The organism is Streptomyces hyaluromycini (assembly GCF_002217755.1).
GTDB lineage: Bacteria > Actinomycetota > Actinomycetes > Streptomycetales > Streptomycetaceae > Streptomyces > Streptomyces hyaluromycini.
Genome location: NZ_BCFL01000016.1, coordinates 1,552,613 through 1,569,383, shown reverse-complemented (window position 1 = coordinate 1,569,383; position 16,771 = coordinate 1,552,613). Strand labels below are relative to the sequence as shown.

Below are 16,771 nucleotides of genomic sequence, written 5' to 3'. Positions count from 1 at the left end.
CTCACTCCTCGTCGGCCAGGCGGTCCAGCCACTCCCCCAGCAGGTGCTGTTCCGCGCTGCTGAGGATCGTCTGGCCGGGGAGGCCCGCGCGCAGGGCGCGGGCCGCGGCCGCCGGCCCGCCACCGGTCCGGACGGCCGGTCTCTCATGCGTGACCGCGCCGACCATGGCCTCCCGGAGGGTGGCCAGCAGGGCCGGGTCGCGGTTGGCCGCGGGCGCGGACAGCCAGGTGAGCACGGCGCCGCGCGCGGTGGCGTGGATGACATCGACCGCGAGATCCTCGCCGACCCGCAGCCACCCGCCGGCGGCGAGCCGCCGCACCCGCCCCCGCAGGATCTCCAGCCCGGCCCGGAAGGCGGCCGACCCGCTGTGCGAGGTGCCGCCGTACATCAGCATGTACAGCGCGGGGTTCTCCAGCCCGAACCCGACCGCCAGGTCCCAGCTGCCACGCAGGTCCTCGATCAGATCCTCGGGGTCCGGATCGACCCGCTTGCCGGCCAGGAACGTGGCGAAGCCGTGCTCCGCAACGGCCTCCAGCAGCCCGTCCTTGTCGCCGAACAACCGGTAGATGGCCGGGGGTTGCAGCCCCGCGGCGACCGCGACCGCCCGGGTGGTGACGGCGTCCCGCCCCTCCCGTTCCAGTAGTCCCAAGGCGGCGTCGACGACGCGCTGCCGGGTGTCCGTGTCACGTGATTCCGAGCCCATGTATCAATGATATCGCTCATGTGCTTCCATCGATAATATCGGTGTTACGCTGAATCTGTTTCCATCGATATCGCCATCGTGCTGGAGGACATCGTGATCGTCGTGACCGGAGCCACCGGACAACTAGGCAGCCGCATCGTGGAGCGACTGCTGACCCGCGTACCGGCCGAGCGGGTCGGCGTCAGCGTCCGCGACCCGAAGAAGGCCCAGGCCCTGGCGGACCGGGGCGTGCGGGTGCGGCAGGGCGGCTTCACCGACCCGTGCGGCCTGGCACACGCCTTCGAGGGCGCCACCCAGATCCTGATCGTCTCCGTCGACCGGCTGGGCGAGGAGGGCGTACGACAGCACCGCACCGCGATCGACGCGGCCGTCGCGGCCGGCGTCCGCCGCATCCTCTACACCGCCCACATGGGCACCAGCCCCACCTCCCGCTTCCAGGCCTGCCGCGACCACGCGGCCACCGAGGAGGCCCTGCGTGCCTCGGGCGTCCCCTGGACCTCCCTCCGCAACGGCTTCCACGCGGCGAGCGCGCTGCAGTTCGCCGGCCACGGCCTGGCGACCGGCGAACTGGCCCTCCCGGCCGACGGCCCGGTCTGCTGGACGGCCCACGACGACCTGGCGGAGGCGGCAGCCGTGATCCTGGCGGACGAGGGCCGCTTCGAGGGGCCGACGCCCCCGCTGACGGGGGCGCAGGCACTGACCTTCGCCGACATCGCCGACCTGGCCGGCGCGACCAGGACCATAGCCCCCGACGACACGTTCCGCGGGCAACTCGCGGCCAACGGCGTCCCCGAGGACACGGCCGACCACCTCCTGGGCGTCTTCCTGGCCGCTCGTGAGGGCGAGTTCGCGACCGTGGACCCGACCCTGGCGGACCTGATCGGCCGCGAACCGATCGGCATGCGGGAGCTGTTGAGCGAGCGGCCCGCCTAGAGAGGCAGCTCCGCCCAGACCGTCTTGCCGACGTCCCGCTCCGCGACCCCCCACGTCCGCGCCAGCAGCGACACCACCACCAGACCGCGTCCGCCCTCCGCCTCCGCCTCCCGCGCGAACCGCAACTGCCGGTCGTCCCGCGCGTCGCTCACCTCGATACGGAGGGTGTTGTCAGGGGTGAGCAGGAGCAGCCGTACCTCGAAGTCCCGGCCGGGGACGCGACCGTGGGTGACCGCGTTCGCGGCGAGTTCCGCGGTGAGCTGCTGGGCCGTGTAGTTCAGGTCGCTGTCGTGGGGGTATCCCCAGGTGGCCAGCTGGTGGGCGACGAGCCGCCGGGCCAGCCGGGCGCCCCGCGGGGTGGCGCTCAGACGCTGCGTCAGTTCGGCGGTGGGGGTGGAGATTTCGGCGTTCACGTGACAGAGCGTGGCCGGTTCTCCGTACCCTGGCCAGGGGCGATCGCGCGACTCACGGTAGCCGTACGGGTGTGTCGGGTGAGGAGTACGGGTCGTCGGCCGTGACCACGACGACGTGAGGCGGAGGCGTACGTGACGGACGTACAGCAGGAGCGGCGGCCGGAGACACCGGCGGAGGCCGAGGGCACGACGGGGCTGTTCAGCGCACTGGGCAAGCAGCTGAAGCTGCTGCGGGAGCGGAAGGGGCTCACGCAGAAGGAGTTCGGGGCGCTGGTGGGGTACGGGCCGGACGCGATCTCGGCGATGGAGAGGGGGGTGCGGGTGCCGCAGCCGGACATGCTGGTGAAGGCGGACGAGTTGTTGGAGGGCGGGGGGTTGCTGGGGGCGGCGGTGCCGGAGCTGAAGGAGGCGATGAGGAGGGCGCGGACGCGGCATCCCGAGTGGTATCGGAGTTATGCGGGGCTGGAGGCGGAGGCGGTTGAGCTTCACTTCTACGCCAATCAAGGCGTCCCCGGGTTGTTGCAGACCGAGGACTACGCGCGGGCGGTGTTCTCCCGCAGGCGCCCGCTTCTCGACGAGGAGACGATCGAGAAGCGTGTCGCCGACCGGCTCGCGCGGCAGCAGATCTTCGACAAGTGGCCTGCGCCGATGTGCAGTTATGTGCTTGAAGAGGTGTTGCTGGATCGGCCGATCGGGGGCCGCGCGGTCCACCGAGGACAGTTGGAGCAGTTGCTGCGCATCGGCGGGCTGCGAAACGTTGAGATCCAGGTGATGCCCACCGGTATCGAGGACCATCCAAACATGGGCGGAGCCTTCAACCTGCTGACTCCGCAGAAGCACCCGCAGGTGGGGTACACAGAAGTGCAGGGGTTTCCTCGGCTGATCACCGACCCCGAGGAGGTCCGGACGATCGCAGATCGCTATGGGATCATGCGGGCGATGGCTCTCCCGCCCGCGGAATCCCGGGCGTTGGTCGAGAAGAAGCTGGAGGAGCTGTGAACACCCAGCAACTCGCTTGGTTCAAATCCAGCTACAGCGACGGCGAGGGCGGCGAATGCCTGGAAGCCGCCTACACCTGGCGCAAGTCGTCGTACAGCAGCGGCGAGGGCGGCGAATGCCTCGAAGTCGCCTACCCCTGGCGCAAGTCCACCCACAGCGGCGGCGAGGGCGGCGATTGCCTCGAAGTCCGCACCGCCCCCTCCGTCATCCACATCCGTGACTCCAAGCGGACCGCCGGCCCCGCCGCCCCCCACCTCGCCCTCTCGCCCTCCTCCTGGACGGCGTTTCTCACGGGCGTCACCGGTCGTCCGGGCACGCCTCGCTCGTCTTGACCACGCGTAGCGTGACCGGCGTGGTGAGGGCGTAGCGCGCCGGTGGCGGCTGCTGGGAGCAGACTCTCCAGTTGCCGCCCAGGACGGGGATCCGGTGCCGGTCGAGCGCGTCCTCGGCGGCGAGTTGGCGGAATCCCGCGTCCCGGGCGGTGAGTTGGGCCGTGCGCAGGGTCGTCCCGCGCAGGTCCGGCAGCTCGGCGGTCTGCTGTCGGGCGTGCTGGGACAGGGCCAGCAGCGCGACGACGACCGCGAGGGTGAGGAGGGCGGGACCTCTGCGCACGGTCGGTCCTCAGCCGACGTGGGTGAAACCGGCCTCGGCGTCGGCTGGGGCCGGTTCGGCCGCCACCGCCAGCTTCTCGCCCTCGATGTCGACGTGGGGGAGTCGACGGTCGATCCACCCGGGGAGTGCCCACGCGCGGTCTCCGAGCAGCGCCAGGACGGCCGGGACGATGGTCATGCGGACCACGAACGCGTCGAAGAGCACGGCCGCGGCGAGGCCGAAGCCGAGCGACTTGATCATGGCGTCGTCGCCGCCGATGAAGCCGCCGAAGACGCCCGTCATGATGAGCGCGGCGGCCGTGACGACCTTGCCGCTGTGCCGGAAGCCGTCGGTGATCGCTTCGCGGGCGCCGGCGCCGTGGACGTAGGACTCGCGGATGCGGGTGACGAGGAAGACCTGGTAGTCCATGGCGAGGCCGAAGACGATGCCGACCGTGAGGATCGGTACCAGGCTCATGATCGGGCCGGTGGTCTGGAGGCCGAACAGGTCCTTGAACCAGCCCCACTGGAAGACCGCCACCATGGCGCCGAAGGCGGCCAGGACGGACAGCAGGAAGCCGAGCGCCGCCTTGAGCGGTACCAGGAGGGACCGGAAGACGAGGATCAGGACGAGGAAGGCGAGGCCGACGACGAGCAGCAGGTAGGGGACGATCGCGCTCGCGAACTTGGCGGCGACGTCGAGGTTCAGGGCGGTGGTGCCGGACACCAGGCCCTCGGCGCCGGTGGCGGCGCGGGTGTCCGCGGCCCGGTCGCGGATGTCGTGGACGAGGTTCTTGGTCTTCTCGCTGGTGGGCGCGCTCCTGGGGACCACGGTGACGATCGCGGTGTCGCCGGCCGGGTTGTAGACGGCCGGGCTGACGGCGGCCACGTCCTTCATGCCGGTGATGCCGTTCGTGAGTTCGCCGACGGCCTTCTTCGTCGCCGCCGGGTCGGTGTCGTTGACGACGACGGTGAGCGGGCCGTTGAAGCCGGGCCCGAAGGACTCGGCGAGCATGTCGTAGGCCTTGCGCTCGGTGGTGGCGGGCGGCTTCGATCCGTCGTCGGGCAGGCCCAGTTCGAGCTTGGTGGTGGGCAGCGCCACCAGGACCAGGCCGGCGACGGCGACCAGCAGCACCTTCCACGGGCGGCGCAGGACGAAGGCCGCCCAGCGCTCTCCCAGCGGCGTCTTCGAGGGGGCCTTCGGCCTGCGGCGCGCGCGGCCCAGGACGCGTTCGGGGGCGAGCGAGAGCAGGGCCGGGACCAGGGTGACGGCGACCAGGACCGCGACGACCACGGCGCCGGCGGCGGCCATGCCCATGGCGGTGAGGATCGGCAGGTTGACCACGGCCAGGCCGACCAGGGCGATGACGACGGTCAGTCCGGCGAAGACCACGGCGGAGCCCGCGGTGCCGTTGGCGCGCGCGGCGGCTTCCCCGGGGTCGTGACCGGCCGCCCGTTCGGAGCGGTAGCGGGACACGATGAACAGGGCGTAGTCGATGCCCACCGCGATGCCGAGCATGGTGGCCAGCGCCGACGTGCTGCTGTTGAGGTTCAGGGCCGCGGTCAGCGCGGTCACCGAGGAGATGGTGATCCCGACGCCGACCACGGCGGTCGCCAGCGGCATGCCGGCCGCGGCGAACGAGCCGAACGTGACGACCAGGATGAGCGCGGCGAGCGCGAACCCGATCGCCTCCGAGGAGCCGCCCGCCTCGGCCGCCGTCAGCGCGGTGCCGGACGCCTCGACGGTCAGGCCCTTGTCGCGGGCCTCTTCGAGCACCTTGTCGAGGTGCTTGTGGTCCGTGTCGGTCAGGTCGGCCGCCTTGGCGGAGTAGGTGACCTGGAGATAGCCGGTGGTGCGGTCGGCGCTGACGGTCTTGGCGGTGAAGGGGTCGGTGACCGAGGCGACCCGCGGCGAGGACTGCTCCAGGTCCTTCAGCAGTGCCTTCACCTCGGCCTTCGGCTCGCGGCCGGTGAGCTTCTGCCCGGCGGGCGCCCGTACGACGACCCGGGCGCTCGCCCCCTCGGCGTTGGCGGCCGGGAACTTCTTGCCGAGCAGGTCGTACGCCTTCTGTGCCTCGATGCCGGGCAGCGTGACGCTGGAACTGCCGCCTCCGCTGCTGCCGGCCGCCGCGGCGCCCGCGACACCCAGTACGACCGCCCAGAGCAGCAGAACCAGCCAGCGGCGCTCGAAGGCGCGGCGACCGATCCGGTGCAGGAAAGTAGCCATGACGAAAAGAGACTCCGTACGTCGGAACGAGGGTGGGGGCGGAGACACATGCGGCTGGGGTCGAGGACCGTGCGCACGGGGCGGTGCTCCAGGCATGCGCGGCCTGTCGTCGTCGACGGGCGCGGTGGCGGGGCACCGGCGCCGGGGAGACGCCCGTGCCCCGCAAACCATGCTGCGCCGGGCCGCACCCCGGCCGCGTCAGCCTCTGGTACGGGCGTCGCCGGACCGTGTCGGTCATCCGGCCGACACCACGGGAGCGGGTCGGTTTTCTACTCTGGTAGGCGTGGACTGGAAACTTCCGTTTTCGCCCGGAGTACGGCGACTCATCACCGCCGCCGCACTGCTGGCCCTGGCCCTCACCTGGGTGGTCGACATCCTCGCGGTGTACAACCCGGGGGAGGCGAGCTCACCCATCCGCTGGCTGCCGGTGTTCGTCACCGGTCCGCTGGCCGTGCTGGCGCTGCCCGACACCCGCTGGTCGCCCTCGCTCACAGCCAGGTCGCTGGGCATCGCCGCCATGTCCGCCGCGCTGACCTGCGTATGTTTGGTGGACCCGCGGCCGGTGGGCGACTGGGGCCTCCTGGAGCTCCTCGCCCTGCTCTTCCTGATCGTCCGGGTGCTCGCCGAGACGGCGTCCGACCGCACCACGGCATGGACCGCCGCCGCCCTGGTCGCCGCCGTGCTGATGATGCCGCTGCGCGGCCGTACCGTGTTCAGCTTCGTGGCCGGGCAGTACGTGCTGACGGTCGCCCTCGCGCTGGCGGTCCTCATCGGCTGTTCCCTGCGCGCCCTGGAGGCCCGCCGCCGGCGCGCCGTCCAGGAGGTGCGCTACGCCGAGCGGCTCGCCCTCGCCCGTGACCTGCACGACCTCATCGCCCACCACATGACGGGGATCATCGTGCAGGCCAACGCGGCCCGGACCGTGCACGCGATCGCGCCCGAGAAGGTCGACCCGGCCCTGGAGGCGATCTCCCGGTCCGGGACGGAGACCCTGGAGTCGATGCGGCGCCTGGTCCGCGTGCTGCGCGAGGACGACCACCAGGCGCTGCGCCCCGCCGACCTGCTCTCCGGGCTCGGCGACCTCGTCGCCGGCTTCTCCCGGGGCCGGCCCGAGGCCCCCGCCGCCCGCCTGGAGGCCGGCGCGGCGGCCCGGACCAGCAGGTTCAGCCCGGAGGTGGAGACATCCGTGTACCGGGTGGTCCAGGAGGCCCTCACCAACGTGCACCGCCACGCGCCGGGCGAGCGGGTGGTCGTACGGCTGGACGCCGACCCGGACTGGCTGCACGTGACGGTGGCCAACAGCCTGCCGCACCGCCGCATCGGCAGTCCCGCCGGCGGACAGAGCGGGCTCGGCCTGATCGGGCTGCGGGAGCGCGTCGAGGCGCTCGACGGCGAGTTCTGGGCGGGTGCCGTCGACCCCGCCCAGTGGGAGGTCCGGGCCAGCGTGCCCCGGTCCCCGGACTCGCCACCGCACCCGCCGCGATCGGTGCGCGGTGCTACCAGGACCGCGAAGTGACCACGCCGTGCTCCCACGCCCAGGCCGCGATCTCCACCCGGTTGCGGGCCTCGGTCTTGGCCTGGATCCGGGCCAGATACGTCTTCACCGACGACAGCGACAGGAACAGCTCCTCGCCGATCTCCTGATTGGTGCGGCCCACGGCCACCAGCCGCACGATCTCCGTCTCCCGGACGCTCAGCCCGGCCGCCTCCGCGTCCCGCCCGCTGCGCGGGCCGTGCTGCAGCTCGCCCAGCAGGCGGACGGTGACCGCGGGCGAGACCAGGGCGTCCCCGCGGGCGGCCGCCCGGACCGCCTCCACCAGCAGCTCCGGAGACGCGTCCTTCAGCAGGAACCCGCAGGCGCCGTACCGCAGCGCGTCCCGTACGTAGTCGTCCTGGTCGAAGGTGGTGATCACGACGACGTTCGGCCCGTCACCGGCACCGTGCCCGCCGCCTCGCTCGCCCGTCAGTGTCCGGGTGACCTCCAGCCCGTCCAGCCGCGGCATCCGGATGTCGACCAGCACGACGTCGGGCCGCAGCCGGCGGACCAGCTCGACACACTCCACGCCGTCGCCGGCCACGCCCACGACCCGGATGCCCGGCTGGGCGTCGAGGATCATCTCGAAGCCGGCCCGCACCAGTTCCTGGTCGTCGGCGATCACCACGTCGATCGGTTCGCCGGTCACGGGCGGTCCTGGTCCGCTCGCCCTGCCGGCGCCGGCAGCGGGGCCCCGGCGCCGGCGTGCAGCATCGCGATGATCCGGTCCGCGTGGTCGGCCGGCCGCGTCGTGTCGAAGCTGTCGCGTTCGTGGTCGTACGCCATCCCGACGATCACCAACGCGAGGTGCGCGGCCGCCGCGTTCCACAGCTGGTCCCGGCCGCTGCGCTCCGCGATCGCGTCCTCCAGCAGCAGCCGCTCCCGGTGCATGAGATCCCACAACCGCGCCCGCGGTCCCGGCGCGCGGTCCAGCTGCGCGCGCAGCCTGCGGATCCGGTCCAGCTGCTCGGGGGTGCGGTCCAGGGCGTCGTGCACGGTCCAGCGGAGCGAGACGGTGACGTCCTCGTCCTCGGGCCGGGCCCGGAACAGGCCGGCGAGCGCACCGACATCGCTCTCGACCGGGTCGAGCAGGATCGCGTCCTTGTTCGCGAAGTACCGGTAGACCGTGGAGACCGCGACCTCGGCCCGGTCCGCCACCTGCTCCAGCGTGGCCGCCTCGTAGCCGTCCCGCTCGGCGAGCGCGAGCATGGCGTCGTAGATCGCCTCGCGTACTTTCCGCGCCTTCTTCTCCCGCAGCCCCACACGGCAACCGTAACAGAATGAGAAGACTTCTCATACGAGATGTCTTCTCATTGGGCAAGGGTTACGGATATACGGGCGCCCCGTCGTTCGACGCGCGGCCCTTGACTTCACAAGACCCCCGCGGGACCTTCCCTCCCCGATCCTCATGTTCCCGTCAGGTCTGGAGGGATCGGTCATGTCGGAGCGTGCGAAACCCACCCGGAGACAGGTGCTGGGCACCACGGCGGCGACGGGGCTGGCCCTCGCCGCCGGGGCGCGCGGCGTCGCGTCCGGTGCCGGGCTGCCGGTGCTCGGCACGTACGACGTCGTGGTCGTCGGTGCGGGGGCCGCCGGAATGACCGCCGCGCTCACCGCCGCCGCGCAGGGGCTCAGCTGCGTGGTGGTGGAGAAGGCGGCGACCTTCGGCGGCTCGGCGGCCCGTTCCGGCGCCGGGATCTGGATCCCCGACAACTCCGTCATCCTGGCCGCCGGGGTGCCCGACACCCCGGCCAAGGCGGCCGCCTACCTGGCGGCGGTGGTCGGCTCCGACGTCCCCGCCGCCCGGCAACAGGCCTTCCTCGCCCACGGCCCGGCCATGCTGACGCAGGTCATGGCGGCCAGCCCGCTGCGCTTCCGCTGGATGGAGGGGTACAGCGACTACTACCCCGAACTGCCCGGCGGCCTGCCGAACGGCCGCTCCATCGAACCCGACCAGCTCGACGGCAACCTGCTCGGCACCGAACTGGCCCACCTGAACCCGCCGTACCTCCAGGTCCCGTCCGGGATGGTGGTGTTCAGCGCCGACTACAAGTGGCTGGCGCTGGCGGCCGTCAGCGCCAAGGGCGCCGCCGTCGCCACCGAGTGCCTGGCCCGCGGGACCCAGGCCGCGCTGCTCGGGCAGACCCCGCTCACCATGGGGCAGTCGCTGGCGGCCGGGTTGCGCAAGGGGCTGCTGGACGCGGGGGTACCGGTGTGGCTGAACACCCCGCTGACCGGCCTCTACCAGGAGAGCGGGGCGGTCACCGGGGCGGTGGTGACCCAGGGCGGCGCCGCCGGGCTGGTGCGGGCCCGGCGCGGGGTGGTCGTCGGGTCCGGCGGCTTCGAGCACAACGCGGCCATGCGGGCGCAGTACCAGCGGCAGCCGATCGGCACCGACTGGACCGTCGGCGCGAAGGAGAACACCGGGGACGGGATCCGGGCGGGGGCGGCGGCCGGCGGCGCGCTCGCGCTGATGGACGACGCCTGGTGGGGGCCGGCCGTCCCGCTCCCCGGCGACCCGTACTTCTGCCTCGCCGAACGCACCCTCCCCGGCGGCCTGATGATCAACGCGGCGGGCCGCCGGTTCGTCAACGAGGCCGCTCCCTACAGCGACGTCGTCCACGTCATGTACGACCGCAACCCGACCGACCCCGACATCCCGGCGTGGCTGATCGTCGACCAGAACTACCGCAACCGGTACCTGTTCCGGGACGTGGCCCCGACCTTCGTGCTCCCCGACGCCTGGTACACCTCCGGCGCCGCGTTCAAGGCCTGGACCTGGGACGCCCTCGCCGCCGCCGTCGGCGTCCCGGCCGCCGCCCTGCGCACCACCGTCGACCGCTTCAACTCCCTGGCGGTGAGCGGCAAGGACACCGACTTCAAGCGCGGCGACAGCGCCTACGACCACTACTACACGGACCCGTCCGTGCTGCCCAACTCCTGCCTGGCCCCCCTGTGGCTGCCGCCGTACTACGCCTTCCGGATCGTGCCGGGCGACCTGGGGACGAAGGGCGGACTGGTGACCGACGAACGGGCGCGGGTGCTGCGCGGCGACGGGTCCGTGATCAACGGGCTCTACGCGGCCGGGAACGCCAGTGCCGCGGTGATGGGGCACAGCTATGCGGGCGCCGGATCGACCATCGGCCCCGCCATGACGTTCGGGTACATCGCGGCCCTGGACCTGGCCGGGGCGCTCTAGACGTACCGAAAGGGGGGTGGGCCGGCCGTGTCCGATACGCGGTTCCGCAGCGCGGGCGTGGCCGGCCCCGCCGGCCCGCGTACGCCCACTGCCGAGCATCTGGACACTCCTGGCCGGGCCGACTCGTACCGCGCCGTCGCCGCAGGTGTCTCGGTCCTCTGCCGGCGCGCCCGGGGCAACATCACCCCCACCGAGACCCTCATCCTCGCCCGTATCTGATCCCGCTCAGGAAGCGGAGGTCCTGGCGATCAGAAAGGCTTGGGGAACCCTCTCCCCGAGCTCCGCCTCGGCTTCGCGCACGGTACGGGACCGGAGTTCGAAACCGGCGTCGGACAGGAGTTCCGCCATGAACTCCGGTCGACGCCGCTCGAAGTCGAGCGTCACCCGGTGTCCCCATGGGTTCTCCAGCCGGCGCGCCACATCCCCCACCTGGAAGGCGAGGAGGAGATGACCACCGGGCGCGAGCACCCTGTGGAACTCCGCGAACAACCCCGGCAGTCGATCCACAGGCGTGTGGATGGACGAGTACCAGCAGACCACCCCGTCCAACGCCCCGTCCGGCAGGTCCAGTTCCAGCATCGAGCCCGGTACGAAGCGCAGGTCGGGATTCTCGCGGCGGGCGACGGCGAGCATCGACTCCGACAGGTCCAGACCGAACACGGACAGGCCCAGGGCGGCGAGGCGGGCGGTGGTCCGGCCGGGGCCGCAGCCCAGGTCGGCCACCTCGGCGCCGGCGCCGACCAGTTCGGCGTAGGTGGCCAACAGAGCCCTCTCCAGGGGCCTGTTGACGAGTTCCGCGCGGAAGTGGTCGGCGTAGTCGTCGGCGATCGCGTCGTAGAAGGTACGGGTGGCGGTGATGAAGTCGGCGGTCATGCCCGCGGACCCTAACGGGCGGCACTGACAACGGCCGCAGTCCGCTGCGGTTCGGCAGCGCCCCGAAGGGGCGCTGGGGGTACCCCCGGCCGAAGGCTGGGGGAGGAACTGCGCGACCAGCCACGACGGTGCCGCGGTCGAACGACGACGCATCGCGGCCCTTCCGGCGGAGCGCTCAGCCGGCCCCGGCCGCCCGCAGCAGTGCCGTCACCGCCACGGCCGCCAGGACCACGACCGCGAACGGGGCCCGCCGCCAGGCCAGTACGCCCGCCACCAGCACCCCGGCCGGGCGGGCCCAGCCCGCGAAACCGCCGTCCTCGGTCAGCGCGCCGGTGGCCAGCAGGGCCACGAGGAGGACCACCGCCCCCGCCGACGCCAGCTCCTGGACCCGCGCCGGGACCTCCACCCGGCCGTGCAGCGCCGGGCCCACCAGGCGGAAGGCGTACGTGCCGAGGCAGAGCGCCAGGATCATGACCACCGTCGCGTTCATCGCCGTACCCCCGGAAACGCGAACAGGCCCAGAAGGGCGAGCAGGACCGGGACTCCGGCCGGGACGGCCGGGGTCACCGCGAGGGCGACCGCCGCGCCGGGCAGCGCCGCCCGGCGTACCCCCGCGTCCGCCCGCAGCGCGGGCAGGACCAGGGCCGCCAGGACCGCCGGGAACGCCGCGTCCAGGCCGTAGCGGGCCGGGTCGCCGAGGGCCGTGCCGGCGAGGGCGCCGATCAGCACCCCCGTGTTCCACGCGGCGAACAGGCCGAGGCCCGAGATCCAGAACGCGGTGCGGCGGCGCGCCGGGTCCGGCTGGGCCAGGGCGAAGGCGACCGTCTCGTCGGTGACCAGGTGGGCGCCGAGCAGGCGGGTGGCGCGGCCGGGGCCGAGGAGGTCGGCGACGGCGAGGCCGAACGCCGCCGTACGGGTGTTGAGGAGCAGGCCGGTGGCCGCCGCCGCCAGCGGGCCGCCGCCGGCGAGCAGCACGCCGACCGCGCTGAACTGGGCGGAGCCCGCGTAGACGACGAGGGACATCACGACCGGGACCCAGACGGGCAGGCCACCGGCCACGCTGACCGCGCCGAAGGAGACGCCGACGATCCCGCCGGCCAGCCAGACGAGTGAACTGTCCCGGACGAGCGAGGTACCCGTTCGGGCGCCCGGCGGACGAGTGGTTCGGTGTGACGAACGCATGTTCTCTACAATGAACACACACAGTGGTGTTCGTCAAGGCGAACGGTCGTACCGATGGAGCGAACGAATCAGATGTCCGAGGCACCCGACCGGTCGGACCGGTCAGACCGGCCGGACCGGCTTCCGATGGAGTGGATCGCAGGTTCGCTGAAGCGGGAGCGGGCCCGGGTCGGGCTCTCGCTGTCCGAGCTGGCCAAGCGGGCCGGGATCGCGAAGTCCACACTGTCCCAGCTGGAGGCCGGCGGCGGGAACCCCAGCGTGGAGACGCTGTGGGCGCTGGGCGTGGCGCTGGGCGTGCCGTTCAGCGCGCTGGTGGAGCCGCCGGTGTCCGGCGTCCAGGTGATCCGGGCGGGGGAGGGGCCCACGGTCGCGTCGGAGCGGGCCGACTTCGCCGCCACCCTGCTGTCGTCCTGCCCGCCCGGCGCCCGCCGGGACATCTACCACCTGCGGATGGAGCCGGGCGCGCCGCGGGAGTCCGAGCCGCACATTCCGGGAACGGTCGAGCATCTCGTCGTATGCAGCGGGCAGGTGAAGGCGGGGCCACGCGGAGAAACCGTCGAATTGAACCCCGGGGATTACCTGACGTATCGCGGGGACGTGCCGCACTCCTACGAGGCGCTGCTTCCGGGCACCACGTTCGTGCTGGTCATGCAGCACATTTGAGGCGGCGGTGAAAAGGCAGGAGCCCCGTCGCCTGACGGCGCGGGGCTCCTTGGGTACTGCACTCAGTCTGCGATCAGACTTGGTTTGTCTGGGATCAGACGGGGGTGACGTTCTCCGCCTGCGGACCCTTCGGGCCCTGCGTGACGTCGAAGCTCACCTGCTGGTTCTCCTCGAGGGAGCGGAACCCGCTGGCGTTGATCGCGGAGTAGTGGACGAAGACGTCGGGGCCGCCGCCTTCCTGGGCGATGAAGCCAAAGCCCTTTTCGGCGTTGAACCACTTCACGGTTCCGGTAGCCATAAGCCCTCCTTGGGCTCAAAAGGGTCGCCCTGCTCCAGAACCTGCAAGTGTGAAAACAAACTAAGTGCCGCACAACTGCATATGTCTGAAAACGACGAGAGCCCGCGGTTACATGCTCCGCAGGCTCTGTACTGCAAGGGAAACCAAACTGCAACTTGCGGCGAGCCTAGCATGTGGGCAGCCGAAAGCAACAGAGGCCAAGATCACGTCACCCGGACGTTTGAATGACCCCGAAGACGGGTTGACCGTACGGACGGTCGAGGCACCGAGGGCGGGGGGCGGGGGCGGTCCCAGCACGGTACCCCATGGGGTCTAGTCTCGCGATGTGGACAATTCTCGCACCCGGCCGCGCGTCGGCCACATCCAGTTCCTGAACTGCCTGCCCCTCTACTGGGGGCTCGCGAGAACCGGCACCCTCCTCGACTTCGAGCTGACCAAGGACACCCCTGAGAAGCTCAGCGAGCAGCTGGTGCGCGGCGACCTCGACATCGGGCCCATCACCCTCGTCGAGTTCCTGCGCAACGCCGACGACCTGGTCGCCTTCCCGGACATCGCCGTCGGCTGCGACGGCCCGGTGATGTCCTGCGTGATCGTCTCGCAGGTGCCGCTGGACCAGCTGGACGGCCGCCGGGTCGCCCTCGGCTCCACCTCGCGCACCTCGGTCCGCCTCGCCCAGCTGTTGCTCGCCGACCGCTACGGCGTCCAGCCCGAGTACTACACCTGCCCGCCCGACCTCAGCCTGATGATGCAGGAGGCGGACGCGGCGGTGCTGATCGGCGACGCGGCCCTGCGCGCCAACCTGCTGGACGGCCCGCGCTTCGGCCTCCAGGTCCACGACCTCGGCACGCTGTGGAAGGAGTGGACGGGCCTGCCGTTCGTCTTCGCGGTGTGGGCGGCGCGCCGGGACTACCTGGAGCGCGAACCGCACATCACCCGCGAGGTGCACGGCGCCTTCCTCGACTCCCGCAACCTCTCCCTGGAGGAGGTCGCCAAGGTCGCCGAACAGGCCGCCCGCTGGGAGGCCTTCGACGAGGCGACCCTCGCCCAGTACTTCACCACCCTCGACTTCAGCTTCGGCGCGGCACAGCTGGCGGCGGTGGCGGAGTTCGCCCGCCGGGTGGGCCCGACGACCGGGTTCGCGGCGGACGTGAAGGTCGACCTGCTGGCGCCGTGACACGACCTGGCGAATGCCACCCCGTGAGGGGAGGCGCCCCAAAGGGGCGCGGGGCCGTATCGGCTATGCGGCTACCGCCGCGATGGGGGTCCCCCCGGGTTCGAGCGAAGCCGAGAACTTGGGGGAGCGACCAGCCCCCACCGGCCCGCGGAGGCCCCCACCGGCCCGCGGCAGGAGAACCGCACAACTCGCGGAGCGAATAGGCTGCTGCCGAACTCTCTGGGGGTGAGGGCGCATGCAGCCGCTCGCGGGCGACGAACCCACGGCTGTCGGGCCGTACCGACTGCTCGGCCGGCTCGGCTCCGGCGGCATGGGCCGCGTCTATCTGGGCCGTTCGGCCGGCGGCCGCTCCGTCGCCGTCAAGATCGTGCACCCGCACCTCGCGCTGGACGAGGAGTTCCGCGCCCGCTTCCGCCGCGAGGTGGCGGCCGCCCGGCGGGTCGGCGGTGCCTGGACGGCCCCCGTCCTGGACGCCGACCCGGACGCGCCGGTGCCCTGGGTCGCCACCGCCTACGCGGCCGGTCCCTCCCTGACGGCCGCCGTGACCGACGGCGGCCCGCTGCCCGCGCACACGGTACGGGCGCTCGGCGCCGGGCTGGCCGAGGCGCTGACGGCGGTGCACGAACTGGGTCTGGTGCACCGGGACGTGAAGCCGTCGAACGTGCTGCTGACCCTGGACGGCCCGCTGCTCATCGACTTCGGCATCGCCCGCGCCACGGACGGCACGGCGTCACTGACGTCGTCGGGGGTGTCGATCGGCTCGCCCGGATACATGTCCCCGGAGCAGATCCTCGGCAAGGGCGCCACGGGCGCCGCGGACGTCTTCTCCCTCGGCGCGGTGCTGGCCTACGCGGCGAACGGGGCGCCGCCGTTCCCGGGCGACTCCTCGGCCGCCCTGCTCTACAAGGTCGTCCACGAGGAACCCGAACTCGGCGCGCTGAGCGGCGAGCTGCGGGAGGTGGCCGAGGCGTGCCTGGCGAAGGAGGCGGGGCGGCGGCCCGGCCCGGCGGAGGTGGCGCGGCGGCTGGCCCCGGAGGGGGCCGCGCGGCTGGTGGCGGGCGGGTGGCTGCCGGGGGCGCTGGTAGAGCGGGTGAGCCGGAGCGCCGTGGAGGTGCTGAACCTGGAGGCGGCGGAGGCCGTGCCGGCCGCGGTACCGGCGTCCGGGCCGGTGGAGTTCAGCACCCCTTCCGTGGCCGGGGAGTTCGGGCCGCCGCCGACGGTGCCGCCCGCGGTCGTACCGGAACCGCGGGATGTCGTGCCCACGCCGGAGGGGACGCCCGGGAAGCCGGGGAAGCCCGGCAAGGTGTCCGTGAGCGTCGCCGCGACCGCCGTACCGGGGGCGGACGGGCGCGGGCGGCGGGTGAGCTGCACGGTCGCGCTCGCGGTGGCCGCGGCGCTGGCGGTGGTCACCGTCGGGGTGGGGTTCCTGGTGAAGCCGTTCCTCGGGACCGACGGCGGCGGGGCGGACAGTGACGCGGGCGCCGCCGCCAAGTCGCCCTCGGCGTCCGCGCCGTCCGCGTCCGGCGGCGGGGCGATCCCGGCCGCCTACCTCGGCACCTGGCAGGGCTCGGCCACCGCTCTGTCCGGCAACCTGCCCATCGGCACCTTCCGGGTCACCGTCGAACAGGCTGCGGTCGGCAAGGAGCTGGGCCGCCTGCGGCAGACCGACCAGCTGGGCGGGGTCTGCACGGACATCCTGACCCTGAGATCGGTGACGGCCACCAGGCTCGTCGCCTCCTCGGAGGGCGCCGAGGGCAACCACGACGGCTGCGACCCCGGCACGAACACCGTCTACCTGACCCCGAGCCACGGCGACCTGGTCTACACGTCGGACAGCTCGGCGGAGGGGAATCCGGTGGCGGTGATGTCGAAGGCGGGCGACTGAGGGTTCCGAGGATCCCCCGGCCTTGCCGTTCTGCAAGGGTTCCCCGGCCTTGGCGTACTGCAAGGGTTCCCCGGCCTTGGCGTACTGCAAGGGTTCCC

General features: G+C 72.4%; 19 protein-coding genes. 9 read left to right on the top strand and 10 right to left on the bottom strand.

Annotated features, from left to right (window positions below):
* Position 1: 1 nt before the first annotated feature.
* Entirely contained in the window at positions 2-703 is a 702-nt protein-coding gene (locus SSP29_RS07350) for a TetR/AcrR family transcriptional regulator (RefSeq protein WP_089099603.1), read from the bottom strand.
* Positions 704-796: 93 nt separating this feature from the next.
* Between SSP29_RS07350 and SSP29_RS07345 the strand changes: the two genes are divergently transcribed.
* Entirely contained in the window at positions 797-1,636 is an 840-nt protein-coding gene (locus tag SSP29_RS07345; protein WP_089099847.1) for an SDR family oxidoreductase, read from the top strand.
* Here the strand turns inward: SSP29_RS07345 and SSP29_RS07340 are convergent.
* Complete coding sequence (locus SSP29_RS07340) at positions 1,633-2,049, bottom strand: ATP-binding protein (RefSeq protein ID WP_089099602.1); 417 nt, start codon at positions 2,047-2,049, stop codon at positions 1,633-1,635. The two genes, SSP29_RS07345 and SSP29_RS07340, sit on opposite strands and share 4 nt — an antisense overlap.
* Positions 2,050-2,181: 132 nt before the next feature.
* On the opposite strand from SSP29_RS07340, the gene SSP29_RS07335 reads away from it, so the two are divergent.
* Together SSP29_RS07335 and SSP29_RS07330 are read left to right on the top strand one after the other, a co-directional pair.
* Positions 2,182-3,048, top strand: a complete 867-nt coding sequence (locus tag SSP29_RS07335; protein ID WP_089099601.1) for a helix-turn-helix domain-containing protein — start codon at positions 2,182-2,184, stop codon at positions 3,046-3,048.
* Entirely contained in the window at positions 3,045-3,380 is a 336-nt protein-coding gene (locus tag SSP29_RS07330; RefSeq protein WP_089099600.1) for a DUF397 domain-containing protein, read from the top strand. Before SSP29_RS07335 ends, SSP29_RS07330 begins: the two co-directional genes overlap by 4 nt.
* On the opposite strand, the gene SSP29_RS07325 is transcribed toward SSP29_RS07330, so the two are convergent.
* Both SSP29_RS07325 and SSP29_RS07320 read right to left on the bottom strand, forming a co-directional pair.
* Positions 3,346-3,660, bottom strand: coding sequence for a PASTA domain-containing protein (locus tag SSP29_RS07325; RefSeq protein WP_089099599.1), 315 nt, complete (start codon positions 3,658-3,660; stop codon positions 3,346-3,348). The genes SSP29_RS07330 and SSP29_RS07325 overlap by 35 nt on opposite strands.
* A 9-nt stretch (positions 3,661-3,669) precedes the next feature.
* Entirely contained in the window at positions 3,670-5,865 is a 2,196-nt protein-coding gene (locus tag SSP29_RS07320) for an MMPL family transporter (protein WP_089099598.1), read from the bottom strand.
* A gap of 283 nt (positions 5,866-6,148) precedes the next feature.
* On the opposite strand from SSP29_RS07320, the gene SSP29_RS07315 reads away from it, so the two are divergent.
* Positions 6,149-7,381, top strand: a complete 1,233-nt coding sequence (locus SSP29_RS07315) for a sensor histidine kinase (protein WP_167449860.1) — start codon at positions 6,149-6,151, stop codon at positions 7,379-7,381.
* Here SSP29_RS07315 and SSP29_RS07310 read toward each other — a convergent pair.
* Both SSP29_RS07310 and SSP29_RS07305 read right to left on the bottom strand, forming a co-directional pair.
* Complete coding sequence (locus SSP29_RS07310; RefSeq protein WP_089099596.1) at positions 7,362-8,048, bottom strand: response regulator; 687 nt, start codon at positions 8,046-8,048, stop codon at positions 7,362-7,364. The genes SSP29_RS07315 and SSP29_RS07310 overlap by 20 nt on opposite strands.
* Positions 8,045-8,662: a TetR/AcrR family transcriptional regulator gene (locus SSP29_RS07305; protein ID WP_089099595.1), complete on the bottom strand. Its 618-nt coding sequence runs from the start codon at positions 8,660-8,662 to the stop codon at positions 8,045-8,047. Before SSP29_RS07305 ends, SSP29_RS07310 begins: the two co-directional genes overlap by 4 nt.
* 175 nt (positions 8,663-8,837) lie before the next feature.
* Here SSP29_RS07305 and kstD point away from each other — a divergent pair, with 175 nt between their 5' ends.
* Entirely contained in the window at positions 8,838-10,598 is a 1,761-nt protein-coding gene (kstD, locus tag SSP29_RS07300; RefSeq protein ID WP_089099594.1) for a 3-oxosteroid 1-dehydrogenase, read from the top strand.
* Between the two features lie 27 nt (positions 10,599-10,625).
* Positions 10,626-10,817: a hypothetical protein gene (locus SSP29_RS07295; RefSeq protein ID WP_089099593.1), complete on the top strand. Its 192-nt coding sequence runs from the start codon at positions 10,626-10,628 to the stop codon at positions 10,815-10,817.
* 6 nt (positions 10,818-10,823) lie between these two features.
* Here SSP29_RS07295 and SSP29_RS07290 read toward each other — a convergent pair whose 3' ends face one another.
* The 3 genes from SSP29_RS07290 to SSP29_RS07280 form a co-directional block, all read right to left on the bottom strand.
* Positions 10,824-11,471, bottom strand: a complete 648-nt coding sequence (locus tag SSP29_RS07290; protein ID WP_089099592.1) for a class I SAM-dependent methyltransferase — start codon at positions 11,469-11,471, stop codon at positions 10,824-10,826.
* A gap of 175 nt (positions 11,472-11,646) precedes the next feature.
* On the bottom strand, positions 11,647-11,961 hold the full coding sequence (locus SSP29_RS07285) for an AzlD domain-containing protein (RefSeq protein WP_089099591.1): 315 nt from the start codon (positions 11,959-11,961) through the stop codon (positions 11,647-11,649).
* Entirely contained in the window at positions 11,958-12,653 is a 696-nt protein-coding gene (locus SSP29_RS07280; protein ID WP_089099590.1) for an AzlC family ABC transporter permease, read from the bottom strand. Before SSP29_RS07280 ends, SSP29_RS07285 begins: the two co-directional genes overlap by 4 nt.
* 126 nt (positions 12,654-12,779) lie before the next feature.
* Here SSP29_RS07280 and SSP29_RS07275 point away from each other — a divergent pair, with 126 nt between their 5' ends.
* Entirely contained in the window at positions 12,780-13,316 is a 537-nt protein-coding gene (locus tag SSP29_RS07275) for a helix-turn-helix domain-containing protein (RefSeq protein WP_368669235.1), read from the top strand.
* A 94-nt stretch (positions 13,317-13,410) separates the two neighbouring features.
* Here SSP29_RS07275 and SSP29_RS07270 read toward each other — a convergent pair whose 3' ends face one another.
* Complete coding sequence (locus SSP29_RS07270; RefSeq protein ID WP_003992177.1) at positions 13,411-13,614, bottom strand: cold-shock protein; 204 nt, start codon at positions 13,612-13,614, stop codon at positions 13,411-13,413.
* Positions 13,615-13,939: 325 nt separating this feature from the next.
* Between SSP29_RS07270 and SSP29_RS07265 the strand changes: the two genes are divergently transcribed.
* Together SSP29_RS07265 and SSP29_RS07260 are read left to right on the top strand one after the other, a co-directional pair.
* The gene (locus tag SSP29_RS07265) at positions 13,940-14,788 is read left to right on the top strand and encodes a menaquinone biosynthetic enzyme MqnA/MqnD family protein (RefSeq protein WP_089099588.1); all 849 of its coding nucleotides are present in this window, start codon (positions 13,940-13,942) and stop codon (positions 14,786-14,788) included.
* Positions 14,789-15,023: 235 nt separating this feature from the next.
* The gene (locus tag SSP29_RS07260; protein ID WP_089099587.1) at positions 15,024-16,673 is read left to right on the top strand and encodes a serine/threonine-protein kinase; all 1,650 of its coding nucleotides are present in this window, start codon (positions 15,024-15,026) and stop codon (positions 16,671-16,673) included.
* Positions 16,674-16,771: the final 98 nt, after the last annotated feature.

Bases quoted from the DNA above. Each gene is read 5' to 3' on its own strand.
- SSP29_RS07350 (WP_089099603.1), bottom strand. From the start codon at position 703: ATGGGCTCGGAATCACGTGACACGGACACCCGGCAGCGCGTCGTCGAC.
- SSP29_RS07320 (WP_089099598.1), bottom strand. From the start codon at position 5,865: ATGGCTACTTTCCTGCACCGGATCGGTCGCCGCGCCTTCGAGCGCCGC.
- kstD (WP_089099594.1), top strand. From the start codon at position 8,838: ATGTCGGAGCGTGCGAAACCCACCCGGAGACAGGTGCTGGGCACCACG.
- SSP29_RS07290 (WP_089099592.1), bottom strand. From the start codon at position 11,471: ATGACCGCCGACTTCATCACCGCCACCCGTACCTTCTACGACGCGATC.
- SSP29_RS07285 (WP_089099591.1), bottom strand. From the start codon at position 11,961: ATGAACGCGACGGTGGTCATGATCCTGGCGCTCTGCCTCGGCACGTAC.
- SSP29_RS07280 (WP_089099590.1), bottom strand. From the start codon at position 12,653: ATGCGTTCGTCACACCGAACCACTCGTCCGCCGGGCGCCCGAACGGGT.
- SSP29_RS07275 (WP_368669235.1), top strand. From the start codon at position 12,780: ATGGAGTGGATCGCAGGTTCGCTGAAGCGGGAGCGGGCCCGGGTCGGG.
- SSP29_RS07270 (WP_003992177.1), bottom strand. From the start codon at position 13,614: ATGGCTACCGGAACCGTGAAGTGGTTCAACGCCGAAAAGGGCTTTGGC.
- SSP29_RS07260 (WP_089099587.1), top strand. From the start codon at position 15,024: ATGCAGCCGCTCGCGGGCGACGAACCCACGGCTGTCGGGCCGTACCGA.